We start from the raw sequence: 17,168 nt of genomic DNA, 5'->3' as shown, positions 1-17,168 counted from the left end.
CTGACAGACCCCGGCATGACGCCGGCGAGGCCTCCAGGAACGCGCAGCTCCCATCGATGGCCTTCGCCGAGGTCGGGTCGGCGAGGCGACGGGCGCGCTAGCCTGCGTTCTCACCATGCTCGACGACCGAACGCTGCGGTATGTCGCCGCCGTCGCTCGCGCGGGGTCGCTCCGGGGGGCCGCGCGCGAGCTGGGTGTCGCACCGTCGGCGGTGCAGCGTGCCCTTGCGGCGGCGGAGCGACGGGCGGGGTGGCCACTTTTCGAGCGAGGTCCTGAGGGGGCTCGCGTCACGGACGCCGGACGGGTCGTGGTGCGCCACGCCCAGGAGAGGCAGGATCTGGACGCACTCCTGGCGGCCCACCTCGGAGAGGTGACCAGTGCGGCCCGGGGCACCGTCTCGGTCGCGGTCGGCTACGGCTTCGTGGAGGAGTTCACGGCGCAGGTGATCGCGCCCTTCATGCGCGACCACCCCGGGGTGAGCGTCAGCCTCGTCACGGGCGGCACCAGCACCATCAGCGAGCTGGTGCTGGACGACGCCGTGGATCTGGCCATCGCGCTGCACCCGACGCGAGACCGATTCCTCTGCGTCGACAGCACGATGGCACAGCCCGTGGGACTGGCCTGCCCGCCCGACCATCCTCTCGCTGGCGCCGACCTCGTGACCCCCACCGATCTGCAGGGCGAGCGCTTCGCCGTGCTGCCCGAGGGGTTCGGCCTCCGGGCTCTGCACGACGACGTCGTCCGGGCCCACGGCATCGACACCGTGGTGGCGATGGTCAGCGACTCCCAGCCAGCCATCATGGCAGCGATCGCCGCAGGTCAGGCGGTGGCGCTGCTGCCGCCGATCACCGTGGGCCGGTGGCGGGCGGCGGGTCGGCTGCGCCTGGTCCCGGTGGACGACGCCCATCTGCAGGGGGTCCGCGCGGCGGTGCTGACCCGGGCGGGTCGCCGTCTGTCGCCAGCGGCCTCGGAGCTCAGATCCCGCTGTGCCGAGTGGTTCGACGCGCCACCGGTGTTGCCCTGAGGGTGCCACCCCGGGGACCGAAGTGCGGCCTTGTGCAACGACATACCGCCTTCTAGCGTCGCCACATCCCCGCTCAGGAGGTCCACGTGGACACCGTCAAGACCCTCGCACGAGCGTGGCCGATCCATCTGGTGGTGCTGGTCGTCGGCATCGTCAGCCAGCTGATCGGCGTGCGCTCCATCCCCATCGGCATCGGCACGATCCTGCTCCTGCCGCTGCTGTTCGCCTTCGTCTTCACGCTGCTGCTCAACCCGCACGTCGTGCCCCCGATGGGCAGGCTGATCCGACCACGGCTCGCCGCTGCGGCGAGTCCGCTCATCGTGGTCGCGATCATGCCGTTCATCGCCAAGTTTGGGACCACGATCGGCCCGTCCATCGAGGAGATCATCCGCTCCGGGCCGGCCCTGCTGCTCCAGGAGCTCGGCAACCTGGGCACCATCGCCCTCGCCTTCCCGGTGGCCATCTGGGTCTTCCGCATGGGCCGCGAGTCCATCGGTGCTGCCCACTCGATCGCGCGCGAGCCCAACATCGCGATCATCGCCGACCGATACGGGCTCCGCAGCGCCGAGGGGACCGGGGTGATGGGGGTCTACGTGATGGGCACCCTCTTCGGCACCTTCGTCTTCGCCATCGTCGCGTCGGTACTGGCCACGGCCGAGGTGTTCAGCATCGAGGCGCTGGCCATGGCCTGCGGCGTCGGCAGCGGCTCGATGATGGCCGCCTGCTCCGGCGCTCTCGCCGAGGCCGTCCCCGGCTCGACGGACAGCATCGTCGCCCTGGCCGGCGCCAGCAACCTGCTCACCTACGCCACCGGCATGTACGTCAGCCTCTTCGTCGCGCTGCCGCTGGTGGAGTGGATGTACCGCAAGATCCGCCCCGACGACCCGGGCAACCGGCGTCCGGCCGAGACCCAGGAGGCCACGTCGTGACCACCCACGAGACGGAAGAGGACTTCCTCCCGAGCGGCGACGACCGGTCGCTCGTCCTCACCGACACCCTGCGCGACGTGGCGGTCGTCACGGTCATCGCGATCCCCCTGCAGCTCATCGCCACCGACCTGTCGCTCCTGCAGGTGCTGGCCGGCATGCTCGCCCTCTACGTGGTCTGCGTCATCGGGTTGCTCCTCACCACGTTCCTCCCCTTCTACCTCCCGTCGGTCGCCTGGATCTCCTTGGTGGGCATCGCGCTGACCATGCCCTTCATGCCGTGGGCGGAGTGGTTCGTCGGGCTGGTGTCCGGCATCGACTTCCTCGCCCTCGCTGTCCCGTGCCTGGCCTACGCCGGCCTGGCGATCAGCTCGCTCGAGCTCTCCGTCATGCGGCGGTCGGGCTGGAAGATCCTGGTCGTGGCGGTGCTCGTCTTCGTCGGCACCTACGTCGGGTCCGCGGCCATCGCCGATCTCGTCCTGCGGGTGACCTCATGACGATCGCCGTGGTCGGTCTGGGCCAGATGGGCGGCGGGATCGCTGCCTCGTTGGCCCGCACGGGGACGGAGGTGCTCGGGGTCGACCCGCAGGCGCCGCAGACCCCGGACGGTGTGACGCGCACCGAGCTCGCGGACGCGGTCGAGAGGGCGGACGTCCTCGTGCTGTCGCTGCCCGGAGGGGCGCAGGTGGACCAGGTCGTGGCCGGTGTCCTGGAGGCCCCCGCCCCGCGGCTCGTCATCGACACCAGCACCTGCTCCCCGGACGAGACGCGGGCCCGCGCGCAGCGGCTGGGCGAGCAGCGGCATACCTTCGTCGACGCGCCGGTCAGCGGGGGCAGCAGCGGCGCCTGGGCCGGTGAGCTCACGGTCTTCCTCGGGTGCCCGGACAGCGAGCTGGGCCGCGTCCGGAGCGTGCTGCAGCCGCTGGCGTCCCGGATCAACCACGTGGGTGACGTCGGCGCCGGGCACACCGCCAAGCTGCTCAACAATCTGCTCTGCGGCATCCACCTGTGTGCTGCCCGCGCGCTGATGGGGGTCAGCCAGGAGACCGGTGTCGACCCGGAGGCGCTGCTGAGGGCGATCAACACCGCCTCGGGGCGCAGCGCGGTGACCGAGGTCAACCTGCCGCGGTGGGTGCTGAGCGAGGCCTTCGACTCGGGCTTCCCGGTCGGGCTCATGGCGCGCGACGTCGATCTCGCGACCGAGCTCGCCGAGAAGGCGGGGGCCGCCTCGCCGCTCGTCGTCGCGGCCGCGCAGATGTGGCAGGACCTGGGCGAGACGCTCGGCCGGGACGAGGACTTCAACAGGATGGTGACGGGATGAGGTTGTGGCACGAGCTGCTGGGGACCGAGCAGGTGGGGTCCTACATCGGCGGCGAGGTGGTCCCCGGCTCGGGTGATCCGGTGGAGCTGATCGACCCCACGACCGAGGAGACCTATGCCTCCTTCGGTGACGGGGGAGAGGGCGCTGTCTCGGCGGCGACGCAGGCGGCGCACGACGCAGGAGAGGTATGGCGTGCCCTCACCGCCTCCGAGCGCGGCCGGGCCCTGTGGGCGGTCGGGCAGGGGGTGCGGGCGCAGGTGGACGAGCTTGCGCTCCTCGAGGCCCGCTCGGTCGGCAAGCCGCTGCGCGACGCACGAGCGGAGACGACCAAGGTCGCGGAGATGTTCGAGTACTACGCCGGCTGGGCGGACAAGCAGCACGGCGAGGTCATCCCGGTGCCGACCTCCCACCTCACCTACACCCTCCGCGAGCCCTACGGCGTCGTAGCCCAGATGACCCCGTGGAACGCGCCGATCTTCACCGCCGGGTGGCAGCTGGCGCCGGCGCTCGCGGCCGGCAACGCCGTGGTCCTCAAGCCGTCGGAGCTGACGCCGTTGACGTCCGCCCTGCTGGTGCGGATCGCCGAGCGGGCGGGGCTGCCCACAGGGCTGGTCAACGTGGTCGCGGGCCTGGGACCGAGCTCGGGCCAGGCGCTGGTCGCCGACCCGCGCGTCGCCAAGGTCGTCTTCGTCGGCTCGCCGGCGACCGGCCGCCGCATCGCAGCGGCGGCGGGGGAGCGGCTGACGCCGTGCGTGCTGGAGCTGGGGGGCAAGTCGGCCAACATCGTCTTCGGCGATGCCGACCTGGACCGCGCGGTCGGCGGCGCGGCCGCGGCGATCTTCTCCGGCGCCGGGCAGAGCTGTGTGGCCGGTTCCCGGTTGCTGGTGCAGGCCTCCGCCTACGACGAGGTCGTGGGCCGGCTGGCCGAGCTGGCCGGCCGGTTGCGGCAGGGGGTGCCCACCGACGAGGACACGCAGGTGGGCCCGGTGCAGAACGCCCGTCAGCTGACCCAGATCTCGACCATGGTGGACACCGCTGTCAGCGCCGGAGCCCGGGCGGCGGCCGGTGGCTCGCGCGCTGACCAGGACGGCTATTTCTACCGGCCCACCGTCCTGGACGGGGTCGACAACAGCGACCAGATCGCCCAAGAGGAGGTCTTCGGTCCCGTGGTCGTCGCCATCCCGTTCGAGGACGAGCAGGACGCGGTGCGCATCGCCAACGACACCGACTTCGGCCTGGCCGGGGCGGTGTGGACCGGATCGGTCGACCTGGCGCACCGGGTGGCGCGCCAGGTGCGCGCCGGCACGGTGTGGGTGAACTCCTACAAGACGATCAACGTCATGGCACCTTTCGGCGGCTTCGGGGCCAGCGGCCACGGCCGCTCGAGTGGTCATGACGGGCTGCTGGAGTACTCGCAGCCGAAGGCCGTGTGGGTCGAGACCGACGCGGAGGCGCCGCTGGCCTTCGGCTACTGACAGCGCCAGCCAGCCGGCTGCCCTCCGCTGCCGGTCTCAGCGGGAGACGTGCCAATCGTCGGCCTGACGTTGCCGCCTGGCCCGGTCTCGCGCCAGGGCCCCGGACGCCAGTGCGAGTTGGAGACTCTCCTCGAGCCATGCCAACCGCTGCGCCGGCGTGGTCGCCGCACGCGCCTCGATGGCGGACCTCGCGTCCGAGGTGCCGCGCCAGAGATCCGCAGCCTGGGTCGTGCTCATCCCTCACCACCCTAGGTGGGCCCTGCAGCTGCGACAACGCCTCGATGTCAGCCAGGTCCTGCGCGCGCCCGGACCGGCGTTTCATGATCACCAGGTGCTCGACGGACGCCACGCGCACGGGGACGCCGTCGACGTCGACGATGTCCGAGGACGTGCGGAGGGCGGCGAACGGCAGGGGGGTGTCCGCCAGCAGGTCCACCTCGCGCAGCGCGTCGGACGGGTCGTGCAGCGTGAAGGCCACGAGGTTGCGCTCCTCCACCCAGGTGCGTCGGGCTCGCGCGTCAGGCCGGTGGGAAGGCGGTGGCCAGTCGCTGGTGGATCGTGGTGATCTGCTCCTCGCTCAGCGGACCCGGCTCCGCGATCGTGGTCGCCAGCTTCTTCGGCCAGGTCACCGTGACGTCGCGGATCACGAAGTCGCCGCCGAAGAGGGGCCAGTCGGCCTCGACGAAGCAGAGCACGCTGCGCACCTCGACGGTGTCGTCATCCAGTGCTCTGCGCACGAGGTCCGCCTGCTTCAGGCCGGCGTCCACGAGCCGGGTGCAGTCGCGGCGGCCGACGAGCAGCTTGTCGACGCGGGGCGTGAAGAAGCCGCCCTCGACGGCGTGGTGCGGTCGACCCTGGTAGCGCTTCGCGTCCACGACGAAGACCCCGCTGGGGCACACCACCAGATGGTCGAGGTTGGCCCGGCTCCTCGGGATGCCACGGTCGTGCAGGACGCGCACCAGGGGACCGGCGGCGGTGTCGAGGCGGCGCCCCAGACGCTCCTCGCCGGCCGCGCCGGTCGCCCAGGCCTTGGTGGTCTGTGGTTCGTCGTAGAGAGCGAGCAGAAGCCCGCCCAGCCTGGGATACCTGCTCCGGACCCGTTCCTCGCGCTTGGCGACGCGGCGCTCGTGCTCGCGGCGGGCGGAGGAGCCCGCCACGCCCGGGGACGTGTCGACCGCGACCGGCTTCTCGATCGGTGGGGCCATCTCGAAGGGCGCTGGCGCGGGCGCAGGTGGGGGAGCCGGTGCGGTCGCCTGCTCGGTCTCCCCGTGCACCGTGTAGCCGGCTGGGGTGTCGTCGCCGGGCGGCGCCTCGTCCGCGGTGGCAGGGACCGGGCAGCCCAGACAGCAGACCGTCTTCGTCCCCGGGTCGTAGACCGCACGCGTCCCACGGGGAAGCTCGGTGGCGCACTCGCGGCACCGACCGGCATACCGCAGCCGCATCTCCCGAGGGCCGGCAGTGGGCGAGCTTGTCTCTGTCATGGTGCTCCGTCTTTCGAAGAGGTGGCCGACGGGTGAGTGGACGTGGTCGTGCTCGGTCGCTCCCCCGGAGGAGCCACGGTGTTGCAGGTATACGTGCACGCCGGGAAGGTGCTGCAGCCCCAGAAGTGGCCGGTCCGACCGGAGCGTGGACGGAGCACGCCGGCCCGGCACCCGGGGCAGGGGGTGGCGACCGGCCGGGGGCCGACGTCTCGTACGAGCCCGTCTTGAAGGAGCTCGGTCACGAAGGGGGAGGGGTTGTGCTCGGGGCTGATGAGCAGCACCCCGCGGCGTGCCCTGGTGAGCGCCACGTAGAAGAGCCGGCGCTCCTCGGCGTGCGGGTAGGTGTCACCACCGGTCATGGCGAGAGCCAGGACCGAGTCGTCCGCGACCCGGCTCGGGAAGGCGTAGGACCCCGCCGACAGGTTCGGGATGACGACGTAGTCGGCCTCGAGCCCCTTGGCGGAGTGGATGGTGCGGAACGCCAGGTGGATGCCCGGCGGGGCCACCCGCGGCATGAGGCCGCGGTCCTGGTGGTAGCGCCCGAGGACGTCGACGCTCACCGTCTCAGCCGCGATGGCGCCCTCGCCTATGGCGTCGCGCAGCTGGGTGAGGAAGTCGCCGATCGCGCGGGGGACCTCGGCGGCGCTCGGCACCGCGCGCAGCTGCACGCCCTCGCGGGCGGCCGGGTCGACCGGCCGGTCGCTGACCGAAGTGACGGTCTTGCACACCTGGGCGGGGTTCTTCATGACGAAGCGGGCGGCGGTGTCGGTGATGGACTGGTGGCACCGGAAGGTCGTGGTCAGGTGGACCGTGGGGCCGGGGCCGAAGTGGTCGTCAAAGCCCGTCACCACGCTCAGGTCGGCGCCGGCGAAGCGGTTGATGGACTGCCAGTCGTCGCCGACGGCCAGCAGGTGGCGGCCAGGCTGGGCGATTAGGGCCCGGGTGAGCCGCGCCCGGGCCTGGCTGGCGTCCTGGAGCTCGTCGACCATGACCAGCCGGTAGGGGCTGGCATACCTGCCGGACTCGAGGTGGTCGGCGGCCTGCACGAGCATGTCCTCGAAGTCCACGTAGCCGCCGTCAGCGAGCCGGGCCTGCCAGGCGTCATGGATCGGCCAGTAGAGGTCCAGGAAGATCCTGGCGCGCCTCCGGTTCCGCACGAGGCCGACGCCCAGGCGCCGTTCGACCTGCTGCCGGTCCAACGAGTTCGCCTTGACGTGCAGCATGAAGGTCCGCACGAGGCGGAGCATGTCCGCGTCCGTGACGACCCTGACGCCCCGGACGGGTGGTCGGTCGGGGTCCCAGTCCAGGCGTATGCCGTGCCCGACCAGCTCCTTCTCGAGACGCGACAGGCCGTCGCCCTCCATCACCTCGGCCCACGTGGTCTCCACCAGCGTCGTGCCGTGCTCCCGATGCAGCTGTCGCTTCCACTCCATACCGTCGAGGTAGTCGGTCCACCCGGGGCGAGGGTTGCCGTTCGCGTCGAGGCCCCAGTGCTCGTGCCAGACATCGATGTCGGGGTAGTAGAAGTCGGGGTGATACTGCCGGTGCTCGGCGTCGGCGGTGTCGTAGGCATAGGGGCGTTCGTACTCATAGGTGACGCCGTGGAGGTAGAGGAAGTTCGCGACCCAGCGCTCTCCCTCGCTCTTGACCGTGGTGCCGTCCATCGCGCGGTAGCCCGTCGCGCGTCGGGCCGGGTCCCAGGAGTCGGGAGCAGATGGCTCGGTGAAGTCCTCGTCTGGTCGGGTGAAAAGCAGCAGCGGAACCAGTCCCAGGCATACCTGAACCGGGGATCGCTGTCCTTCAGCTCGGCCACGATCTCCGAGAGGACGCCGACCTCGGCGTCGTTGGTCAGCCACGGCGCCACCGTCGGCTTGCCCCCGGTGGCCTGGCCGATGGTCTTGAGCCCGAAGGCGTGGAAGGTCGTCGCCTCGACCCCCTCGGCGGGCAGGCCGGCTGCCGCGAACCGGCGCTGGATCCGCGTCTGCAGCTCGGTGGCGGCGTCCTTGTTGAAGGCGAGGAGCACGATCTCCTCGGGCCTCGCCAGCTCGCGGGAGACGGCATACGCGGCCCGGGCCACCATGACCGACGTCTTGCCCGATCCCGCAGCAGCGATGACATTGACCCGGTTGTCGTAGGTCACGACCGCGCGGGCCTGCTCGTCAGTCAGCGGGCTGCTCGCGACCGTGTCGAAGAACGACCTACGCGACTGGATGACCGCCGCGGCGACCTCGTCGTTGACCGTCTGCACCCACCGACGCGTGCCTTCCTCCGTCAACCAGAGGGGCCCGGCTCCCGGCGCATGGCCGGCAACGGCTGGCTCTTCGTCGGCGATGCTTGGACGGGTCGAGAGCAGTGCGGTGACGTCCTCCTCGGTGATCCACCGGAGGTCTCGCTGAGCCGTCTCGATCGAGGTCGAGAGCTTCTCGGTCCAGGCGGGGAGGGATCCGGACAGTGCATCCTGCACGGCCTTCTCGAGGCGTCGGCCCTCGTCCCCGGACAGGCCGCTCAGGACACCGACCCGCTCCGGCACCCCGGCCACGGTCACGGTGGTCCGCCACCATCGGCGGGTCACCGAGATGCGGTCGGCGCCGGAGAAGGGGATGTGGAATTCGTCGGCGTCAAGGCGAAGAGCGAATCCGTCGTCGCGTCGGACGAGGACCCAGTCCTCGCCGTGCGGCGTGGTCCCGCGCCATATGACGGGAACCGCCAAAGGTCACCCCTCCTCGTCCGGGCTCCCCGGGGCCCTCCTGCTGGATATTCTCACAACGCTTGAGTGCCCGCCTTGGGCCTCAAATTGAGGTGCTCTACTCGATCACCGTTGAGAGCGTCACTCCCTGACTGGAGAAGTCCATCACGTCCTCCACAGTAAGGTCGAAAGGCTCCCCAGCGCTTACCCCATAACCGATGGCGTACTCGAGTTCGCGTCCGGGCTGGATGACTGCGCTCGGCGTCTCTAGTCCCTGTTCATAGTCGTACACCTCTTCGGCGGCCTGGCTACCAGTGGTGGCACGGGTGTAGACGTTGAAGGCTTCGAGTGGCTCCTCACCCGTGTTCTCAACCAGGACGTCCATTCGAATGAACGTCTCCCACTCGCTCGACAGGAAGTCCGTGTTGGAGGGCGTGAACTGCTCCGGCTCGCTGATCGTGACCGTCATACCGTCGCTGACCTGCACCGCCGAACCAAAGGTGGCATCTGAATCAGAACCACTCTCGTCATCCGCTGGCTCCGCCTCATCCGCGGCAGCGGATGTCTCCTCTTCTTGGGCTTCCTGGTCAGTGGTCGCCTCAGCAGGCTCTTCTACCTCTGACGACTCTTCCGAGGCTTCCTCCATCTCCTCATCAGCAGCGGATTCTTCTGACGCTGCAGTTGGCGAGCTGGCAGGCTCATCCTCGGTGTCCCCACACGCAGCCAGAGTGGCTGCGGTGACAAGCAGGGCGACTGGGAGAGTGGCAATGCGCATCGAGAGTCCTTCAAGTTGTCGCAACGGAAGTGGATGGTGGCCCCCGAGAACGTACGTCAAGAGTCGCCCGCCTGCCCACCGAGTTGTTCAATCGTTACTCAACCGATATTTGTCACCCCTTCTTTGGCGTAGGCCCACCGTGGGGCGCTCCGCCGTCCAATTTGATGACGCGATGTCGACGACGATCCACGAGGTCCTTGATGACCTGCGAGCGCCCCGCCACCTCCGAGCACGACAAGGGGAGCCGTCGCAAGCGTCTTATGCTGTCCCATATGTAGACCGACCATGTGTATGCCGACCAGCCCAGCGACATCTGGTTTCAACAGGGCTGGCACGAGCTTGAGCCGGCGAGAAACCGGCACCGATCTCGTGGCTGTGGACCGACTGACTCAGTCGGTGGGTGCTGACTGGCTGTCTCCACTCCCGCAGAACGGTCGGCGTCAGAGACGACACCGAGACGGATGACGTAAAGCATCACAGCCAGCCTCGGTCCGTGGCGCAGATTCGCAGCCGCTCTTGCGAGTCCTGACGTTCATCCTTCAGAGCCAGTCGCACGACTCGTTGTGTCCAGCGAAAGCCTCTGCCAGTGGCTGCTCGTCGAGCCGCCCCGGCAGGTTCACGGTGACGCCCTCCAGCGACTCGTACTCGGAATTACTGAGCGCGGGAGACACCCTTACCCGCATGCTATCGACCTCAACGGTGATGAGGAACAGGTCGAAGAGCGTGTGGATATCCGCGCGAAGGAGCATCCCGTTCCACACCTCGTTGGTGTGCCCACCCTTGTGCGGAGAGATGTGAGCAGCCTCAAGGACCGACTCGACGGCCGTGCCGGTGATCGCGCACCGACCGCCGTAGGCACGCAGGAGATCACTGCGGAATCGAGGCTGGCCCTGGCGTAGGGCAACCAGCTGCAGTCGTCGCACCCGCAGGTCCTCGTCCAGGTCGGCGAAGACGCGCTCCCGCTGGGCATCGCTCAGTGATTGCTGGGGGCTGGGGGCACCCCCCAGATAGCCGTCCATGATCGCCTGCTGTTCGGCGGTCAGCGTCCTGACAAACGTCGGGTTCTTGCTCAGGCCGGTGGCCGCCGCGACGTCGTGCCACCGTGGCTGCTCGGCCGCCTCTCCGGCGAGCACCTCGAGCGGGAAGCGCTGGACGTAAGGCTTGTCCTCCGAACCCGGCCAGTCGTCCCACGGCCCTGGTGTGACCTTCTCGGCGTCGATCGCATAGGCGTCCCGGAGCGCTCGCACCTTGCCGAGCAGGGAGGCGCCGCTCTGCCAGTAGTAGATGACGTCACCGGCCTTGATCCCGCGGGCGGTGATCAGATCCCAGAGTCCGTGCTCCTTGGCGTACTCCCAGTGCTGGGGGTAGTCCTTGCTGATAGTCAGCAGCCATGCCGCCACGGCATGCGCCTTCCGTGCTCATCACGGGGGAGGCGTGTCCAGCGCTGGAAGCCTGTCGATCCGTCGGTGTGTGCTTGTGGTCAAGGGCAGCAAGTCGCCCGGCTATCCCCGGATGAGTCCCCGCAGGAATTCGCGGGTATGCCGGTCGGGGGAGTAGACCCAGGCGCTCTGCATGCCGCGCGTCAGGAGCACCTTGTAGACGTTGCGCACCAGCCGGTCGAAGTCGTGGTCCGACACCTTCGTGCGGTTGCGCAGGGCAGGGTCCCTGTTGCCTTCACGCACGGAGCGCCAGTGACCGTCCCGCCAGACGAGGTCCGGGCCGATGATGATCCCCGCGTGGTCGTACTCGAAGCCCTGGGCGGTATAGATGCACCCCACCTGCCCGAAGCCGGCCGGGTCCGTCGCCCACAGCGCGGCAGCGGGCGCGCCGCCGACCGAGCGATCACCCTTGAGGTTCCACGGTCGCGACCAGTCACCAATTCGCACGTCCGGCACGAGCGTCCCGTCCGGCTCAGGGTCCGACCACGGCCAGCAGTAGCCCGCCGCCATCCGCGCGGTGTAGCCATCGTCCTGGCGCCCGGCCAGCACGTGCTCCAGCTCCTCGGGGGAGTCCACGACGTGCAGCTCGAACGTCCCGTCACCCTCCCAGGCGAAGGGCCCGCCAGGGGCCAGCCCGAGCAACCGCTCGACCCACTCGACGTACAACGCCGACCCGCCGCACCGGAACTGGTCGTCGAGGTCGATCTCGTGCACGTCCATGCCGAGTGATTCGGCATATCCGGTGATCGCTTCCACGGTGCCCATCTCGCCGGGCCGCACCACCTGGTTCTGGTCGAGCAGGAAGACGGGCACTCGCGCGGCGCTGAGGAGTTCATCGAGCTGCGGCCGCCCGGTCCGGTGCTCCTTGCGGGTGAAGCGGGACTCGGACGTCTCCCGGATGCGGTGCGCCTCGTCGAGGATCAGGCACTCCAGCTCGTTCGGCTCCGCCGCCATGAAGCCGTTGAAGTAGCCGAACAGCTTGCGCACCCGCGGTGCCCGCGCGGCGGCCACCTTTCGCAGCGTCTTGGTGAACGACTGCGACCCCGTCGCGTGCATGACCCCACGCCCCTGCCGGGACAGCTCGCCCATCAGGGACAGTGCGATCACGCTCTTGCCACTACCGGGCCCTCCGATGACGACGACAGCTGTTTTCGTGTTCCCGCGCCGCGCCTTCTCCATGGCGTGCAGCACCAGCTCGTAGGCGTCGCGTTGCTCGTCGAGCAGGACGAACTGCTCCCGCCGCTGCACCTCGTCGGCCGCCAGGGCAAGAAGCTGCTTGGAGGGCGCGACGCGGCTGTTCAGCAGTCGGTCGGCATACTCGGCGCCCGCCACCCCGGGCGCGAACCGGCTTCTCAGGTAGTCGAGGAACTGGCTGCGGTCCTGTCCGCTGAACATCCGTGCCGGACGCGCGGCGTCGGGGGTGGCCATGTCACGCAGGTCTGCGATGCCCAGGTTGGTCGCGTTGTGCAGGTATGCCGTGCCGGCGAGCTCGTGCTCGTCCTCGGCCAGCGTGACGACGAAGTCGGTGAGGTAGTCGCAGTAGCCTCGCACCTGCTCCAGCGGGTGCAGCACCGGGCGGTTGCCGTAGCTGTCGATCCGCACGAGGACGTCGCTGTCCTCGAACCGCTCTGCCTCGCTCCACTGCTTGAGCTCGACCACGAGGTATGACGCGCGTCCGGTCTGCGGGTGCTGCCCGGCGAGGACGACGTCGGCCCGCTTGCTGGTGAGAGGGAGCTGGTACTCCACGAGCATCTCGACGTCGCCAAGACCGGCATCTATCAAGTCGGCGCGCAGCCGGGGGAGGCTGCGCTCCCACGAGCGGCACTCGGAGGGGGAGGCCGACCGGCCGGTGGTGATGGCCATCTGCTCCGCGATGTACTGGGCGAGGTGCGCCTCGGAGACGGACAGTCCCTGCACGGACGATCGAAGCAAGAACACCGGCAGGACTCCCCAGGCAGCACGAAACTCGTGCGGGTGGGGGCGTGTCCTGAAAGGAAGCCCGTCGGGCCGCTATGACGTCCCTACTGTAGGTCGCGACCGGACGGTCCTGCGAGACGGAGGTTGGGGTGAACCGAGTAGGCGTCGACGTACGGCATGCACTTGCGGTTGTCACCCAGCGGATGCACGGCCTTGAAAGGGTCCGCAGGCCACGAGGACGCTGCACGTTCAGTGGACGCGTACTGCGCGACCCCGGCACTGTCACATGCCAAGAACCGCAGTCCGTGAGGTCGAGGCGTGCTCAGGTCGCGCACTCGACGATGCGCAAGAGGTCCAGACTGGCAGGTGGGTGCTGGACCGCTCCGGGCGTGGAAAGACGCCTCCCGCGGCCAAGGTTCGACTTCCGCGCTCTGGGGCGCGTCTTTCCGCCCACTATGGGGCAGAGTCGCTCAGCCCGCCTTGGGCTGGGTCGCTCGCGCCCGGTTGAGGGCCGATACATCACGACTTCGCCGAATACAGGACGGATGCGGGGAGAGCCTCCGGACGGTCGAACTCGCCGGTTGCGCATGACAACGCTTCGATCCCTACGCCCTGAAGGGGACGTGCCGTCATCGTGGCGGCACCGGGCGGGCGAAGGCGTAGAGACCCGCACGTGCTTCTCTCCGGGGTGGTCAGAGCGGGACGCTAGGGTGTGGATCAAGAGGCTCAACATGGTGATTGGAGGTCGGCTGTGAGCACGGTTCGCGTTCCCGTCGACCGCGACGTTATGAGATGGGCCCAGCGAGTTGCCTTCGGTGGGGACGTCCCCGCGCGATTTACCAAGTGGATCGGCGGGGATAAGGATCCAACACTGAAGCAGCTTACGGATTTCGCCGCTAGTGCCGGAATTCCATTCGGCTACCTCCTCAGACGTGAACCTCCGCCCTGGAAGTTGCCGGTGCAGGACTTTCGTGACGGCTACGACGCAGCCCCCGACGAGCCGAGCGCTGACCTAATGAGAGTCATTCGTCAAAGCCAGCAGCGCCAAGAGTGGTATCGCGAGTACGCGGAAAGATCTGCCTTTAGTCCGGTTGAAATCGTGGGCGTTGCTGCGTCTTGGGGTCCTGAGCAGACGGCTGATCACATGACACACGTTCTAGACGTGGCGGTCTCTAAGCGTACCGGCACCTGGAGTGACACGCGCAAAACCCTTCTGCGAAACTTCGAAGCCCTTGGGGGCTTAACCGTCGTCACATCCATGGTGGACAACAATAATCACCGAATGCTCGATCCGATGGAATTCCGTGGGTTCAGTCTAGTGGATCCAATTGCGCCCCTGGTCTTCATCAACGCCAATCAGACCCTTAACGGACAGATCTTCACCATCGCTCACGAATATGCTCACGTCTGGCGAGGGATGTCCGGAATCGGCAACGAGGACCCGCGCCGAGAGCCAAAGCACGAACTCGAGCGGTGGTGCAACCAGGTTGCATCTCTGCTCCTAGTCCCCGAGACCGATCTCAAGCATACATGGCCCCATGTGGCTGACAAGACTCTTCCTGAGTCCCTAGATCTTCTCGCGCGACGTTACAAGTGTGGCACACTTGTGGTATTGCAGGCACTGCGCCGCTATGGTATAGAGGCATTTGCGGACTTCGACGCAGTATACGCCTCTGAGGAGGCCCGCGTCATCAAACTAGCCGAAGCTCGCAACTCTAAGGGCGGAGACCACTACGCGAATCTTCCGTTCCGTGTGGGAGAGCGTCTTTCTCGGGCTATCGTGTCTGACACGCTCGGCGGCAACACTACATACACTGAGGCGATGCGCCTGATGTCTATGAAGTCTGCCGTAACGTTCGACAAGTATGCGGGGGAACTCGGAGGGACATGATGTACATATTCGACACAAATGTTTTCATCACGGCGAGTCGAACGTTCTACGGGTTTGACATCGCCCCTGGGTTCTGGGAATGGATCAAGGACGCAGGCCTCACCAACGCCGCGTCGAGCGTTCACACCAAGAGCGAGATAAATGCCGGTAAATACTCGATGGAAGAAGATCCCCTCAAGGCGTGGGCAGCCGGAGTCCGCTCCGACTTCTGGGTCGATGACACCGTTGAAACGGTCGCTGCGATGGTGGAACTGCGAGAGTGGGCCGAGGCGCCCCAGCGCCCTTACCTCGAGAGCGCGGTGGCTGACTTTCTGGATTCGGTAGACTTCCGTATTATCGCTCAAGCGAAGGCACAGGGGGCAATCCTAGTCACGCACGAGTTAAGTGAACCCCAACGCAGAAATAGGGTCAAGATCCCCGACGCCTGCACAGGGGTCGGGGTTGTAAGCCTAGATCCTATCGCTGCGTATCGATCACTCGGACTGCGTCTGAATGCCGCTTGAATGACCCCAAATATGGTGGCCCCCGCCTGGGCCCTAAACGCTACGGCAACGGAGCCGTTCCTAGACGGAACGACAGCGACTCTAATCGTTGCAACTATCGCTGCCGCGGCTTCGTTGCTTACTTTGATCGGAACTCTACTGGGAGACCGGCGTGCAGAAATGCGGGCGGCCCATCGTCTTGCCTTGCAACCGCACTTGGAGGCCCTGGGTGAGGGAATCCATCGGACCGCGGCCTCGGCCACCATCCTTCGGCAGCGCTTCGTGGAAGGGTCCGACCCGGCCCCGTGGAGAGATGCGGGGAGGACTGGAGCGACTCAACTGAAGGAAATTCGACCACGGGTAAAGTACACGCTCTATGGGTTAGACGAGTCTCTTCGGACCTTGTCCCGCATGCCGGAATGGGTTGCCACTTACAAGGACATACCGAAGACAAACGTTGATGATCTCCTTAAGGCCATGAGGAAGTTGGCGCGTGAGGTTGACGCAGCTGTACGCCTCTCGTACCGGCGGGGCCTTCCCCAAACGCATGGCGACGGTGGCGGCTCTACCTGCTCACTAAGCGAGTCCGTACGTTATGGGGCAAGAGATTCGACAATGCAGACCCTCGGCAGCCTGACCGAGCATAGTCCAACCAGAGACTGAGTGATTCCCCAGCCGCCAACTAGGAAGGCTGCAGTTCTCTGGGAACGTTGCCGAACGAGACCCAACGGATCGGCACTGTCGGCAACTACAACTCGATAGGTTGACTCCCCCCGGTCGACCGAGCCGTATCAGGGGCAGGCCGGGGCTATGCCCTATGGATAATCCGGACCTGGACTCTCCGAGAGCTTGCGACGCCGGTCACGACCCAGAACGCACCTGCGAGGCAGACGGGTCTGACGAGCAGTAGGGGTCGGCCCCTGCTGACTGGAGGTGCTTAACGTTCCCAGCGTATCCAGTTCGTCCCGGCACGTAACGCCCGAATCCAGCGGCTTTGGCTCTCACGCAGAGGACCTCACCCTTTCCTCTCATGCGCAGGTTTGCGAGCGGGCAACGGGGAGCGGTGGCACCACCCCACGCCAAGCGCGGTGCGTCGTCTCGTCCACCGGCCCAATCTCGAGCCCGGACTGGCAAATCCAACCTGGGGGGCATCCGCTCGCCCCTCCTCCAGGACCAATGTCGTAAGTCGGACCACGTGGGTTCAGCGATCCAGCCATTCAGGCTTGGCGAACCACGTGGGATCGACGCGGTGACAAATGCCGGGAGAGCGAAAATTGGTGCGCGTGACCTGCTCCCACTCCTTGGCGACAGGGAATTTAGGACGCCGAATGTTCGAGACCAGCCGTCCGTCGTAAATGAGGTTGACCAACAAGGCCTCGAGTTCGCCAACTATCTGCTGCATCTCGGTCCGTGCTAGCCCGGATCGTTCACGGGGTGGCGGTGTGATCGGCGTGTAAAAGCACCGAAGTGCTCCCTGAGCAGGGAAGACTTGGACTTGTCTAAGGTCCCAGGTCGCCCAGCAGGAAGCACTCGGTAAGTGAATCGTACGTCGTGGTCGTCGGGGTTGTCCGTCTCTGCTGATGGTGTCGGCGTGGTGGCGCACGCGGGCAGTGTGGGGTTGCGCCTGCTGGCGGAGCGCACCGGCCTGACCGGTGAGCTGTCCGCGGCGATGGTCCGCCGGTCGTTCGTGCCGGTCCACGACCGCGGGCAGGTGCTGAGCGACGTGGCGGTGATGCTCGCCGACGGCGGGG

Annotated in this window: 15 protein-coding genes; 7 read left to right on the top strand and 8 right to left on the bottom strand. The window is 67.6% G+C overall.

Annotation, left to right across the window (positions count from 1 at the left end):
- The first annotated feature begins 115 nt into the window (after positions 1 to 115).
- From Q0795_RS00075 to Q0795_RS00055, 5 genes are all read left to right on the top strand, one after another.
- Positions 116 to 1,024: a LysR family transcriptional regulator gene (locus Q0795_RS00075; protein ID WP_298885153.1), complete on the top strand. Its 909-nt coding sequence runs from the start codon at positions 116 to 118 to the stop codon at positions 1,022 to 1,024.
- Positions 1,025 to 1,110: 86 nt separating this feature from the next.
- Positions 1,111 to 1,953, top strand: coding sequence for a DUF3100 domain-containing protein (locus Q0795_RS00070; protein ID WP_298885151.1), 843 nt, complete (start codon positions 1,111 to 1,113; stop codon positions 1,951 to 1,953).
- The gene (locus tag Q0795_RS00065) at positions 1,950 to 2,447 is read left to right on the top strand and encodes a hypothetical protein (protein WP_298885149.1); all 498 of its coding nucleotides are present in this window, start codon (positions 1,950 to 1,952) and stop codon (positions 2,445 to 2,447) included. The genes Q0795_RS00070 and Q0795_RS00065 overlap by 4 nt, the downstream gene beginning before the upstream one ends.
- Positions 2,444 to 3,271: an NAD(P)-dependent oxidoreductase gene (locus Q0795_RS00060; protein WP_298885147.1), complete on the top strand. Its 828-nt coding sequence runs from the start codon at positions 2,444 to 2,446 to the stop codon at positions 3,269 to 3,271. The genes Q0795_RS00065 and Q0795_RS00060 overlap by 4 nt, the downstream gene beginning before the upstream one ends.
- Positions 3,268 to 4,746 (top strand): aldehyde dehydrogenase family protein, encoded by a 1,479-nt coding sequence (locus Q0795_RS00055; RefSeq protein ID WP_298885145.1) that lies wholly within the window; start codon positions 3,268 to 3,270, stop codon positions 4,744 to 4,746. Before Q0795_RS00060 ends, Q0795_RS00055 begins: the two co-directional genes overlap by 4 nt.
- Before the next feature lie 36 nt (positions 4,747 to 4,782).
- Here the strand turns inward: Q0795_RS00055 and Q0795_RS00050 are convergent, their stop codons facing one another.
- From Q0795_RS00050 to Q0795_RS00020, 7 genes are all read right to left on the bottom strand, one after another.
- Positions 4,783 to 4,983 (bottom strand): hypothetical protein, encoded by a 201-nt coding sequence (locus tag Q0795_RS00050; protein WP_298885144.1) that lies wholly within the window; start codon positions 4,981 to 4,983, stop codon positions 4,783 to 4,785.
- A 281-nt stretch (positions 4,984 to 5,264) separates the two neighbouring features.
- Positions 5,265 to 6,227: a nuclease-related domain-containing protein gene (locus tag Q0795_RS00045; RefSeq protein WP_298885143.1), complete on the bottom strand. Its 963-nt coding sequence runs from the start codon at positions 6,225 to 6,227 to the stop codon at positions 5,265 to 5,267.
- Positions 6,224 to 7,474 (bottom strand): UvrD-helicase domain-containing protein, encoded by a 1,251-nt coding sequence (locus tag Q0795_RS00040; protein ID WP_366942444.1) that lies wholly within the window; start codon positions 7,472 to 7,474, stop codon positions 6,224 to 6,226. The genes Q0795_RS00045 and Q0795_RS00040 overlap by 4 nt, the downstream gene beginning before the upstream one ends.
- Before the next feature lie 116 nt (positions 7,475 to 7,590).
- The gene (locus tag Q0795_RS00035; protein WP_298885142.1) at positions 7,591 to 8,937 is read right to left on the bottom strand and encodes a UvrD-helicase domain-containing protein; all 1,347 of its coding nucleotides are present in this window, start codon (positions 8,935 to 8,937) and stop codon (positions 7,591 to 7,593) included.
- A gap of 94 nt (positions 8,938 to 9,031) precedes the next feature.
- Positions 9,032 to 9,688: a hypothetical protein gene (locus tag Q0795_RS00030; RefSeq protein ID WP_298885141.1), complete on the bottom strand. Its 657-nt coding sequence runs from the start codon at positions 9,686 to 9,688 to the stop codon at positions 9,032 to 9,034.
- Positions 9,689 to 10,227: 539 nt separating this feature from the next.
- A complete protein-coding gene (locus Q0795_RS00025; protein ID WP_298885140.1) occupies positions 10,228 to 11,088 on the bottom strand; it encodes an HNH endonuclease in 861 nt (286 codons plus the stop codon).
- Between the two features lie 102 nt (positions 11,089 to 11,190).
- Positions 11,191 to 13,044 (bottom strand): DUF2075 domain-containing protein, encoded by a 1,854-nt coding sequence (locus tag Q0795_RS00020; RefSeq protein WP_298885139.1) that lies wholly within the window; start codon positions 13,042 to 13,044, stop codon positions 11,191 to 11,193.
- 751 nt (positions 13,045 to 13,795) lie between these two features.
- Here Q0795_RS00020 and Q0795_RS00015 point away from each other — a divergent pair.
- Complete coding sequence (locus Q0795_RS00015; RefSeq protein WP_298885138.1) at positions 13,796 to 14,935, top strand: ImmA/IrrE family metallo-endopeptidase; 1,140 nt, start codon at positions 13,796 to 13,798, stop codon at positions 14,933 to 14,935.
- A complete protein-coding gene (locus Q0795_RS00010) occupies positions 14,932 to 15,438 on the top strand; it encodes a DUF4411 family protein (protein ID WP_298885137.1) in 507 nt (168 codons plus the stop codon). The genes Q0795_RS00015 and Q0795_RS00010 overlap by 4 nt, the downstream gene beginning before the upstream one ends.
- A gap of 1,180 nt (positions 15,439 to 16,618) precedes the next feature.
- On the opposite strand, the gene Q0795_RS00005 is transcribed toward Q0795_RS00010, so the two are convergent.
- Complete coding sequence (locus Q0795_RS00005) at positions 16,619 to 16,819, bottom strand: hypothetical protein (RefSeq protein WP_298885136.1); 201 nt, start codon at positions 16,817 to 16,819, stop codon at positions 16,619 to 16,621.
- Positions 16,820 to 17,168 lie beyond the last annotated feature (349 nt).

Origin of the sequence: uncultured Serinicoccus sp. (assembly GCF_947487915.1) — a bacterium.
Taxonomy (GTDB): Bacteria; Actinomycetota; Actinomycetes; order Actinomycetales; family Dermatophilaceae; genus Ornithinicoccus.
The sequence above is the reverse complement of the archived record's forward strand: the minus strand, read 5'-3'. Positions and strand labels throughout refer to the sequence as shown.